Annotated in this window: 11 protein-coding genes; 2 read left to right on the top strand and 9 right to left on the bottom strand. The window is 41.2% G+C overall.

Translation table 11 applies throughout. From position 1 onward, the window contains the following. Positions 1-19: 19 nt before the first annotated feature. The 4 genes from VB077_RS10620 to VB077_RS10605 all read right to left on the bottom strand — a co-directional run bounded on the left by VB077_RS10620 (position 20) and on the right by VB077_RS10605 (position 4,301). Entirely contained in the window at positions 20-1,465 is a 1,446-nt protein-coding gene (locus VB077_RS10620; RefSeq protein WP_323415210.1) for a HAMP domain-containing sensor histidine kinase, read from the bottom strand. 9 nt (positions 1,466-1,474) lie between these two features. Beyond that, positions 1,475-2,227 (bottom strand): ABC transporter permease, encoded by a 753-nt coding sequence (locus tag VB077_RS10615; protein ID WP_323415209.1) that lies wholly within the window; start codon positions 2,225-2,227, stop codon positions 1,475-1,477. Beyond that, entirely contained in the window at positions 2,199-2,945 is a 747-nt protein-coding gene (locus VB077_RS10610) for an ABC transporter ATP-binding protein (RefSeq protein ID WP_323415208.1), read from the bottom strand. Before VB077_RS10610 ends, VB077_RS10615 begins: the two co-directional genes overlap by 29 nt. A gap of 99 nt (positions 2,946-3,044) precedes the next feature. After that, positions 3,045-4,301: a hypothetical protein gene (locus VB077_RS10605; protein ID WP_323415207.1), complete on the bottom strand. Its 1,257-nt coding sequence runs from the start codon at positions 4,299-4,301 to the stop codon at positions 3,045-3,047. 225 nt (positions 4,302-4,526) lie between these two features. Between VB077_RS10605 and VB077_RS10600 the strand changes: the two genes are divergently transcribed. Further along, positions 4,527-5,390: a S1 RNA-binding domain-containing protein gene (locus tag VB077_RS10600; RefSeq protein WP_323415263.1), complete on the top strand. Its 864-nt coding sequence runs from the start codon at positions 4,527-4,529 to the stop codon at positions 5,388-5,390. Positions 5,391-5,517: 127 nt separating this feature from the next. Here VB077_RS10600 and VB077_RS10595 read toward each other — a convergent pair whose 3' ends face one another. Genes VB077_RS10595 through VB077_RS10585 form a run of 3 tightly spaced genes read right to left on the bottom strand, consistent with a single transcriptional unit; the run spans position 5,518 to position 7,604 of the window. Beyond that, positions 5,518-6,069, bottom strand: coding sequence for a hypothetical protein (locus VB077_RS10595; protein ID WP_323415206.1), 552 nt, complete (start codon positions 6,067-6,069; stop codon positions 5,518-5,520). Positions 6,070-6,085: 16 nt separating this feature from the next. Further along, a complete protein-coding gene (floA, locus tag VB077_RS10590; RefSeq protein WP_323415205.1) occupies positions 6,086-7,081 on the bottom strand; it encodes a flotillin-like protein FloA in 996 nt (331 codons plus the stop codon). 49 nt (positions 7,082-7,130) lie between these two features. Next, the gene (locus VB077_RS10585; RefSeq protein WP_323415262.1) at positions 7,131-7,604 is read right to left on the bottom strand and encodes an NfeD family protein; all 474 of its coding nucleotides are present in this window, start codon (positions 7,602-7,604) and stop codon (positions 7,131-7,133) included. Positions 7,605-7,785: 181 nt separating this feature from the next. On the opposite strand from VB077_RS10585, the gene VB077_RS10580 reads away from it, so the two are divergent. Next, positions 7,786-9,018 (top strand): MFS transporter, encoded by a 1,233-nt coding sequence (locus tag VB077_RS10580; RefSeq protein ID WP_323415204.1) that lies wholly within the window; start codon positions 7,786-7,788, stop codon positions 9,016-9,018. Between the two features lie 6 nt (positions 9,019-9,024). On the opposite strand, the gene VB077_RS10575 is transcribed toward VB077_RS10580, so the two are convergent. Then, positions 9,025-9,612 carry a DsbA family oxidoreductase gene (locus VB077_RS10575; protein ID WP_323415261.1) on the bottom strand — a complete coding sequence of 196 codons (588 nt, stop codon included), beginning with the start codon at positions 9,610-9,612 and terminating at the stop codon, positions 9,025-9,027. Between the two features lie 154 nt (positions 9,613-9,766). Beyond that, positions 9,767-11,380 (bottom strand): ABC-F family ATP-binding cassette domain-containing protein, encoded by a 1,614-nt coding sequence (locus VB077_RS10570; RefSeq protein ID WP_323415203.1) that lies wholly within the window; start codon positions 11,378-11,380, stop codon positions 9,767-9,769. Positions 11,381-11,698: the final 318 nt, after the last annotated feature.

The raw sequence follows: 11,698 nt of genomic DNA, 5'->3' as shown, positions 1-11,698 counted from the left end.
GCCTAACCACCTCTTTTAATCATTTACTGAGGGAAATTAAAATGCTGGTCCCTTCCTGAGGATGACTCAAAGCCCATATTCTTCCACCATGTCCTTCAACGATTTGTTTGGCGATAGCAAGTCCTAAGCCGCTCCCCTTAATTTCACTGCGTGAAGAATCCGAGCGGTAAAAACGATCAAAAATATAGGGTACATCCTTTTTCTGAATCCCTGACCCGTTATCCTGAAGCTCAATAATTATACTGGAATGGGTTTCACGAAGCAAAATCTGAATAAGCCCTTCTTGCTCGGGCCGGCCTGTTTTCATATATTTTCTGGCATTATCCAATATGTTCGTCAGCACTCTCCGAAAGCGGACACGGTCTAATTGAATAGGATAGGTCTGATGAAGCTCTGAATGCATTGTGATCCGAATGCCGTTTTTAGCACATTCAGGCTCATTCTCGCGAACAAAATCTAAAAGGTATTCCTTAATATCTGTTCGTTCAAAATCAAAAGGGAGCTGGTTAAGATCAAGTTTTGCATTAAGCAGCAGATCATCAATCATTCTATCAATGAGTTGAGCCTTCGTATAAATCGTTTTTAAATAGCGCTCTTGTTTTTCGGGGGTATTGGCTACGCCATCCATAATTCCTTCGACATAACCTTTGATAGAAGTAACCGGGGTCTTTAAATCGTGGGATATGCTTGAAATCAGCGTTTTTCGATTATCCTCATATTTAATCTGGGTATGAATAGAATCTTTGAGTTTCACCCGCATCAATTCGAGATCACGGCAGAGCTCCCGAATTTCCAAATCGCCTTCTTCGGCAATGGGAACATTAAGATTACCCATACTGATCTCATTTGCCGCTTTTCGCAAATGATTAATGGGAGACATGATTCTGCGAGATATTTGATATGATACCAGTAAATTAGTAAGCAGAAAGGACAAGACAAAAACGAAAGCGATCAACGAAAGTAAATACGTTAGATCAATAGTTGAAGCGTTATCTATGGGCGCAAGCAGCAAAACATCTCCTGTCGAACCGCCGGTCATAGGAACCTGAACGGCTTGGACATGATAAAAGACATCTCCAATTTTAACATTGGACTTTTCCCACTTTGAATTTCCAGCCTCTAAGCTTTTGGCAATATCAATTTTACTCATATTATGAGATGTAAATAGAATCTGCTCATCCTTGAGTATGATCACTTCTCCGTCGAACGCGTCTAAACGTTTTAGAAGATTCTTTTGAAATTCCGATGACTCTAGTGTCTCAGGAGTTTGTTTTAAAATGCTTTGCTCAATATTAAGCATTTCAATTTTGATCTGGGAATTCTTTTGATACTGCTCAAGGGAAGGGAGACGATTGGAGAACTGTTGAGAAACAAACAAATAAGCCATTACAAACACCACAGTAACAATCAAGGGGATAATTACTGTGGCGGCATTGGCTGTAATTAAACGACGTTTTAGGTTCATAATTTCACCCTAAAATTCCTTCTTATCAAAGAAATAAAATCCCGCAGTGAATAACATTATACCATATCCCACCATCAGTAAGAAAAGACGGAGAATCTTCAGAACAGGGAAGGTTTCGCTAAGCCAAAGCGTATACCAACTCAATTGAGTCGTTATCAGCAGATTCGCATACTGTGTAAAAAAGAGACCCAGAACTTGGAATCCTAAATAGGCAAGCACCGAGATAAAAAAGACGGAAACCCCACTTTTAAAAAGATTGGCAAAGAGAACAATTCCCAAAGCCAGGATGAATTGCGGCAGAACACTAACCCCATAAGCCAAAATAATTTTAAAAATATCTTTAGCACTGGCTGAGTTAACATTAAATATAAAACCCGTGATTAAAGAAAGTATAAGGAGTAAGAAAAGAATCGTCAGGATGAATAAAGTTATCGCCGTAATCTTGGCCAAAAAAATTTTAAAGCGGCTCACCGGCCGGGTTAAGGTAATTTTCATGGTATTGTGGGAAAACTCACCGGAGAAGCTGTCGATTGTGACTAAGGCAATAAAAAGCGGCAGAATTGAATTGACGACAACGGATAGGACAAGGATAGAGAATTCCGCATTGCCTGTACCGCGAATGCCAAAGCCTGTTCTAACCCCTAGCACACCCAGTTGGCCGATGACAACTACAGCCAGGGATAGGATAACAGCCACAAAGACTTTTTTCTTTCTATAAAGCTTTTCAAGTTCATTAATCAGCGTAATTCGGAACACGGCCATTTCTTTCGACCTCACTCACAAAATAATTTTCCAGAGTTGCGTAATCCTTTAAGATATTCTCTGTACTCTCGACATTAAGCATCCTTCCGTTATAGATAACCCCAATCCGGTCACACGTAAGCTCGACATCATGGATGAGATGGCTGGAAATAAAAAAGGTCGTTCCCTCATTTTCAGCCATGCTCTTAATAAGATTGCGGATATCAATCATACCTTCGACATCGAGTCCATTGAGAGGTTCGTCAAGGATAACAATTTTAGGGTGATTTAAAATTGCACCGGCCAGTCCTAACCGTTGTTTCATACCCAGGGAGAATTTCTGAGGCTTCTCATTTATGAATTTATGTATCCCTGTAAGTTCTAAAACTTCCTCAATCCTTTTGCGATCAACCTGTGGCGAGTAGCGGGCGGCCTGTCTGAGATTTTCATAGGCTGTAAGATAGGGATAAGACTCTGCTATCTCAATAATGCAACCTACAGAGGCCATGGCTTTCTCATAATCTTCGGTGATACTTGCTCCAAAAATCTTCACATCTCCTTGATCGGGGCGTACAAGACCGGTCATGATTTTCATTGCGGTCGTTTTTCCCGCCCCATTAGGACCGAGAAAGCCAAAAATATCGCCCTTATAGATGTCAAGATTGATATCCTCGATTCCCCGACCATTGGGGTATCGTTTTGTTAGATTCTGAATTTCTATGACTTTTTCTTTATTCATTAAGTAACCCCCAATCTACCCTAAATATAGAGACGATTACGTTCTAACCAACAAGGATAAAGGTAGGGCAAACTGCCCTACCTTAGAGCGAAACAATAATTATTCTAAAACTGGGCTGAACGACGAATCAAAGTAATTTCCGGAACCTCTGTCAAAACTGAAATGAATCTTGCCCAGCTGCTCATCTAAATGAAGATGAATTTGTGTTTTGCCGCCTGCGTTATTTGTAATCTCTGCCTCTGCGCCATGGGGATCGCCATTTTCTTTGTTGTTAAACGGAGCATCGAAATCAAACTCTTCTTTTTGAACAGCTTTGTCTTCAAAACCAGGCTTATATTTCTCGTAATATTTCCCTGCAACATGGTTCGAGTCAATTTCTGTGATCTCAATAATTCGTTCCCCAATTTTCACGTATTTACCCTTATCCTCAATGATAATATCATTATTGAATCTACCGATAAACTTCTCAGGATTAGAAATCGATTGAAAACCATCTGAATCTGCAGTTATGACTTGCTTTTTCACTTTTTGACCCGTGAGATCCGGTTTCGTCACGACAGTAGAGTTAATATCTGAGAACTTGATGAGGGCTTCAAGCGTTATCTCATGACTATTGCCTTCTTTATCCAAGCCCACGATAGTTGCCGTACCTAAGATATCTTCCAGAAGTCCGTCGGTATTAACATTGGCTATACCATGAACTTCTTTGATATAAATATCCTTAGCCAAAGGCATCATTACTTGACTCGAATTATTTGCAGTTTCTTGTTTCAATGCATACGAGGCAATGGCATTAACAACGGTTGGAATCTGGACCTCACTTATAGTCCCTGTGAAGTTTTTCGTTCCATCCGTATTTTCTTTAACAATGACTTGATCTCTCAAGCTCCCCACGAAAGCATCAATTACTTTTTCAGCATCTTCTACCCGATCTTCTTTAAAAGGATTTTTGACTGTATCATTTTTACGTGGTTTTGTATATTCAGTCACATAGAAAATGGGATCCGAAGAGTTTTGCCTGATCATTATCGTAGGATCCGAATAAGTCAGATACATCGATTTCCCATTTACAATATCCTCCCGGGTTGATGTATTCTCCTGAGCATTGCGACGGATATCAATCTTCGCAATCTGATTTTCGGAAGAAAGTATTTTACCGTTATCCTTAAGAACAAACGAGGAATCTACTGTATAAGTGTCAAGTGTCTCACTGCACTGCTCGGCAGTATATTTAATTGTATCCTTGAATTGATCATATCCGTCCTTGCTTGCAATATCAGCTAAAGCCGTCGTAGCAAAAATCATACCGCCAAGAGCAAAACTCAAGATCATTGTGGTTTTCTTTTTCATTTTCATTTTTTACCCTTCAACTCCTTTATTTACTTTCGGAAGCTTCCTTAACTCTATTCTAAAACAAAGGGATTGACTTTCTCTAAACAGAATCTAAACAAAGTATAAACTCTAAAAGAAGAGTGAAGCGTACATAATAAAAGTGAAAATAGCCGAAGTATCAACCTTGTGCTATAATTAAGGTTATTTAATAGAGTCTAATTTTGCGGTAACAGCGGGGAGGGAATTCGTATCATACAGATTGGCAAGTTTAATCGACTACAGATCTCAAATTTCGTTTCCATCGGGGCTTATCTTGATGCGGGCACCGGGGATCGTAAAGATAATGTATTATTGCCGGAAAAGCAGCGTCCGGTGGAAGCAAAGGTCGGCGACTTTCTTGATGTTTTCATCTACCGGGATTCAGAAAACCGTTTGATCGCTACGACAAGAACTCCACTTGCTCAGGTTGGAGAGCTCGCTTATTTAACGATGACCGCCAAAACTAAGTTTGGAGCTTTTTTAGATTTTGGGCTGGAACGGGGGTTATTTTTACCGTTCAGCGAACAAAAATTTCCTGTTGAAGTTGGGAAAAGCTATCTAATCTATGTCTACATTGATAAAAGTGGCAGACTCTGCTGTACGACGGATATCTCCGATTATTTAAGCTCACATGCTCCCTATCATAAAAATGACGAGATCGTAGGAACAATTTATCAGATTCATCCTGAACTAGGAGCCTTCGTAGCAGTCGATAACCGATATAGAGGACTCATTCCGAGCACGGAGAATTATAAAGAACTGCATATCGGAGATCGGATTCAGGGGAGAGTTATCAGGGTTCGTGAAGACGGAAAGCTAGACCTCTCCACACGCAGACTTGCATATCAGCAACTGAGTATTGATGCTCAGCTGCTGCTTAAAGCGATGCAGGAGAACGAAGGAATCCTCCCTTTAAGTGAAAAGGCTGATCCGGCAGCAATTGAGAAGATGTTTAAGATGAGTAAGTCTGAATTCAAACGGGCAATCGGCAACCTGCTGAAATCCGAGCGAATTCTTAAGACAAATAATGGATTTAAACTTAAATCCGGGAACTCGGAAAATGAACTCGTTTAGCTAAGATTAAAGAAAACCGGATAGTTGTTAGAGTAGAAAGAGCAAGAGATCCTCTTCTGAGGCGTATTCTTGCTCCTTCCTTTTTACGAACGGAAAATATCTTCTTTCCTTAATTTATCTTTCCGCTTTATCTTCTGCCTTTTAAAGCCTTCGGTTTATCAAGTATTTCCGCCCAAACTATGGCCCGAATCAAATCTTCATTATTCGGAATATCGGCTGTTAATTTGCTTTCAGAGGAATGTTTTTTTGCGGCGCTTAGCGGTGATTCTATTGTTCCTCCAATCTCTTCGACACCAATTGCTTTCTCATCTCCTGAAGTTCCTTCAATACCGGCTGTACCTTCAACCCCAGCCGTACCTTCAATGCCAGCCGTACCTTCAACTCCGTCTGTAGCTTCAACTCCGTCTGTATCTTCGTAAGACATTGTTTTATCAGTAGCATAGGGATACGTATGATTATTTTCGTTATTCGTCAAAAAGGGTTCAATTCCCGGTATTTTCTTCGCAAGCCATTTGAAAAGTTCTGAACCCTGGGGTTCAAAACCCTTTGCCCAGGGAGATGATGGATAACGTGATTTTGAACCAGTCGAACCCGGCTTGCCTTTTGCTTTCTCACTTGCCGCAGAGAGGGTTAAAATAATAGCTATGGCAATAGCCAACCAAGGTGTAGTAATTTCCATAGGTGTGTCCCCCCTATTATTTTTTCGGGCTGGGATCACCGGGCTCGGTCTTACCTGTGCGCGCGATCGTATCTCTCATCGATGTATCAGCCATGATATTCTTCATATTATAATAGTCCATAACCCCCATTTTCCCTTCTTTTAGAGCCGTAGCCAAGGCAAGAGGAACTTCGGCTTCCGCCTCAACGACTTTTGCCCTCATTTCTTGAACAGTGGCCTTCATTTCTTGTTCACGGGCAACGGCCATAGCACGACGTTCTTCCGCTTTAGCTTGAGCAATTCGTTTATCTGCTTCAGCTTGATCGGTCTGCAGCTGGGCACCAATGTTTTTACCCACATCGACATCAGCAATATCAATAGAGAGTATTTCAAAGGCCGTTCCGGAGTCTAGACCTTTTCCCAGTACCGTACGAGAAACCATATCAGGATTTTCAAGAACAGCTTTATGGGAGTCAGACGAACCAATGCTTGTAACAATTCCTTCACCGACACGCGCAATAACCGTCTCCTCGCCGGCACCCCCGACAAGACGATCGATATTGGCACGTACAGTAACTCGGGCTTTCACTCTAAGTTCAATCCCGTTTTGGGCCACAGCCGAAACGATCGGTGTTTCAATCACTTTAGGATTTACCGACATTTGAACCGCTTGTAAAACATCCCGGCCTGCAAGGTCGATCGCTGCGGCTCTTTCAAACTGTAAAGGTATAGCAGCCCGTTCGGCGGCGATTAAAGCATTTACGACTTTATCCACATTTCCGCCTGCTAAATAATGTGCTTCCAGCTTTGCCGTCGTGATGTTGATCCCCGCTTTATGAGCTTTAATCAACGGATTGACTATACGCGAAGGAATAACTCTTCTCAGCCTCATTCCCACCAGGGTAATAATCCCCACATTTACGCCTGCCGCTAAAGCGGAAATCCAGAGTCCGATTGGAATAAATGTAAATATTATCCCAATAATTATGAGAACTATAGCTAATAAAATCAGTGACATAATAGTACCTGTCATATGCTGCGCCCGTTTGTCGGGCTTCACCTCCGCTTTATTTAATAATTACTTATCCCTCTCGTACAACAATACGCGTTCCTTCAACGTCAACGACCTTAATCCATGTGCCTTGCGCGATAAAACTTCCTTCAGTAACAACATCAAGGCGTTCGCCTTCGATATCCGCTACACCGGCCGGACGAAGCTGACTTAACGCCACTCCTTTCTTTCCTAGGAAATGCTCATAATTGGGTTCAGGAGCAACATAACCTTCTTCCTTGGTTTGACGGGTACTTAAGGAAAATCGCCGCCAAAACTTGCGCGTTCTCGGGAAGCGAAAACTGATAATCACTAAAACACCTATGACAAGCAACATCCCCGCAATATATAAAACAGCATACAAAACAGAATCCGCAGTAAGAAAAATTCCAATCGCCAACATCACTATCCCTAAAGCGCCTAAAATTCCACCCGGTATAAAGATTTCTAAGAACAGAAAAATAATTCCTACAATAAATAGGGTTGATGCGAATCCCAGTCCCATCATCCTCACCCCTCTCTTTCGCAAGGTATTTAATCCTATCATATGTTTATTAAATACCTATGTAAATAACAATAAAAATAATTTAATAAAACGTTTATATTTTAGTTGGAGTAAAGTAATATTGTACTTTCAAGGACACAAAGTTAAAATATAAAGTACTAATTAAATAGGAGCTAAAATAATGAATCAACCTCTTTATCAGGATTCCTTGGATAAGGAAAATCATACTTCTTTCGAACTGTCAAAAAGCTTGATCTTGATCATGGCCATCGGAGCGGGAGCTTCTGTAGCCAACCTATACTATAATCAGCCTTTGCTTGTCGATATGGCCCAAACCTTTCAAGCATCACCCAGCAGGATCGGAAATGTCTCTATGCTTACCCAGGCCGGCTATGCGATCGGCATGTTTTTCTTTATTCCTCTCGGTGATTTGCGAGAACGCCGAAAATTGATCACCCATTTGCTTGCGGCAGTGATTCTTGCTTTATTGTCAGTGTCCTTTGCTCCAAATCTAATATTCCTGGAAATTGCCTGTTTTGCACTGGGGCTGACTACGGTTGTTCCGCAGTTGATTGTTCCGTTTGCTGCTCAATTAGCGAAACCTGAGAAGCAGGGACACGTGGTCGGACTTGTCATGAGCGGTCTGTTCTTTGGAATTCTGCTGGCTCGTTTAGTGAGTGGAATCATCGGACACTTTTTGGGTTGGAGAATGATGTATCTCATTGCGGCTGGTATAATGTTTATTTTAATGCTTCTGCTAAGGACTTTTCTTCCTATTTGCGAACCTCAAAATCCTCAGTTCACTTACCCCCAATTGATGCGTTCATTGGGAACGTTGATAATCGAACAACCTATTTTAAGAAAAACGTCCTTTATGGGGGGAACGCTTTTTGGTGCTTTCAGCTTGTTCTGGACAACTTTAGTCTTTTACCTTAAACAACCTCCCTACTTTTATGGAAGTGAAATTGCCGGTTTATTCGGGCTCGTCGGAATTTTTGGGGCTTCTATTGCTCCCCTCGCAGGTCGGATCTCCGACAATAAAAGTCCTCGATCTGTTGCCGGTACCGGGGCAGGACTCGCGCTCCTTTCCTTTGTAATTTTAGGACTGCTGGGACAACACCTTTGGAGTTTAATCCTGGGAGTTATTCTTTTGGACTTAGGGATTCAAAGTGCTCAGATCGCCAATCAGACTCAAATCTATTCCCTTCTCCCCAATGCTAAAAACCGCTTAAATACGGTATATATGGTTACATATTTCGCGGGTGGAGCACTCGGCTCAACTATGGGAGTATATCTATGGACTACCCGGGGATGGCTTGGTGTTTGCATTGGAGGAATCAGCATGGTACTACTCGGTTTAACCGCATGGTTAAGCCGCTCCAAAAACTTCGCTGCCCCTGCTAACCGTGATTAGGGCCCTTTAAAGGAGTGTAAATGGGTTACTCGCGTGTCCTAAACTAATTTCCCGGAAAGTTTTTCGAAATTTGTTAAGCGATTGAGCTCCTACGATCCTGTAGCGATCATTGATTATAAAGGTAGGGGTAACCATAATCTGATCTTTTTCAGCCTTTTGTCCAGCCTCAATTAGGCGAACTTGATAGCGGTTCTCTTGAAGAGCCGTTTTAAGCCCCTCTGAATCTAACCCAATATCCTGCGCAATATCGAGAAGAACATTGAGCTCCCCTATTTTTTTACCTAATGTATAATTCGCATAAAGAAGTTGTTCATGGTATTCGTGAAATTTCCCATAATCACGTGCATATTCACTCGCTTGCAATGCTAAATTTGTGTTAGCAATCCAAGACATTTCTTTAAAACAAAGACCATATGGAGCGCCCATCCTATTCAATTGCGCTTGCTTGTCCTGCATCTCCTGCTCCTTTATTCCGGGAAATAATTGAACGCGAGAGATGCCGGGTTTAGGAATTTCAGGATGGAGCTCGTAACTTATCCATTCATCACGAATGTCGCACTCTTTTTTTAATTCTTTGACAATCCCGTTGCCAATATAACAAAAGGGTCAGGTGTAATCCGAATATATTTTAATATAATAAACGATGATAATTCCCCCCGTTTACAATTTTATATTAAAAAATGCAGATCACTTTTGGGTAACCTGCATCATAATATAATTCTTCTCGTTCGGATAAATATTCGATCTTTTACTGGTACATTGTTTTCACTTGCTCTTGCAGACTTTCATTTTCTAAATAATCATCATAGGACATTTGACGATCCACTAGGCCTTTCGGTGTAATTTCCATGATCCGATTGGCGATAGTTTCAACAAACTGATGGTCTTGAGAAGTGAACAGCATCGTACCGTTAAAATTAATTAGGCCATTATTCAAAGCGGTGATGGACTCAAGATCGAGGTGATTGGTCGGCTCATCAAGAAGAAGAACATTGGCACCGCTAAGCATCATGTGAGAAAGCATACAGCGTACTTTTTCGCCGCCGGATAATACGTTAGCCGGTTTTTGAGTTTCATCACCTGAAAAGAGCATCCGGCCGAGAAAGCCGCGAACAAAAGATTCGTCTTGATCCTTAGAATACTGTCTAAGCCAATCCACAAGATTATCATCTGTCTCGAAATACTCCGAATTATCACTGGGCAGATAGGCTTGGGACGTCGTTACTCCCCAGGCAAATGTGCCTTCATCCGGCTCCAATTCTCCCATCAGAATCCGAAATAAGGTTGTTTTCGCTAAACTATTAGGCCCTACCAAAGCAATTTTGTCCCCTTTATTTATATTAAAAGATAGGTTCTCGAAAACTTTCTCACCGGAAACCGTCGCTGTTAAATTCTCTACAGTTAAAAGATGATTTCCTGCTTCACGTTCAGGGGTGAAACCGACATATGGATATTTACGTGAAGACGGTTTTATATCCTCGAGCGTTAATTTCTCAATCAGTTTTTTTCGGGAGGTCGCTTGTTTCGCTTTTGAGGCATTGGAGCTAAACCTCTGAATAAACTTCTGCAATTCAGCAATTTTATCTTCTTTTTTCTTATTAGCATCCTTCATCATTTTTAAAGCAAGTTGGCTGGATTCATACCAAAAATCATAATTACCCACATACATTTGGATTTTGCCAAAATCAAGATCGGCTATATGAGTACAGACTTTATTTAAAAAGTGACGATCATGGGACACAACGATAACTGTACTTTCAAATTCCAGAAGGAAATTCTCCAACCATTTAATCGATTGTAAATCCAAGTGATTGGTAGGTTCATCAAGCAGTAAAATGTTAGGATTACCAAAAAGAGCCTGAGCGAGAAGAACGCGAACTTTGAGGCTAGGATCAATTTCCTCCATTAACTTCTCGTGAAGTTCTTTAGGTATTCCCAGTCCCATTAAGAGTTCTGCTGCCTCCGCCTCGGCTTGCCAACCATTTAAATCTGCGAAATCACCTTCAAGCTCCGCCGCTTTTATCCCGTCTTCCTCGGAAAAATCAGGTTTAGCATAAAGGGCATCCTTTTCCTCCCTGATTTGATAGAGACGCGAATGTCCCATTATAACAGTATCTATAACTTTACATTTTTCAAACTCGAAATGGTCTTGTTTTAGAACCGCAAGGCGTTCACCCGGAGTGATAATAACCTCCCCCTTCGAGGGGTCAATTTCCCCGGCGAGAATCTTTAAGAATGTAGACTTTCCGGCACCGTTGGCTCCAATTAAACCGTAACAGTTTCCCGGGATAAACTTTACATTGACATCCTCGAATAAAGCGCGTTTTCCAAATCTTAATGTTAATCCACTTGTGCTAATCATTTCTTTAAAATCGTCCCTTTAACCCTTTATTTTGCATATTGTGTTATTATATCATGAATTACTCCTAGAATCACTCCCATTCTTTCCAAATCTCAGGATGGTACCCGACACGCATCATAATAACTAAGGAGGGGAACACTGGCACTATTATAAAGGAAATTTTAGTGATATTTTAGGAGAGGTAATTGCGATGTTCTAGAAGTCAAGTGGGACAAGAGCTGAGGAGAACGCAAAAATATATTTTCCCCCAAGAAACATGCCATGAAAGGTTATGTTGCCCCACGCTCCAACACTTAATTCCGTAAAAAATAAGCAGGT

Origin of the sequence: Desulfitobacterium sp. (assembly GCF_034927245.1) — a bacterium.
Taxonomy (GTDB): domain Bacteria; phylum Bacillota; class Desulfitobacteriia; order Desulfitobacteriales; family Desulfitobacteriaceae; genus Desulfitobacterium_A.
Note: the sequence above shows the minus strand (reverse complement) of the source record. Positions and strands in the feature narration are given on the sequence as shown.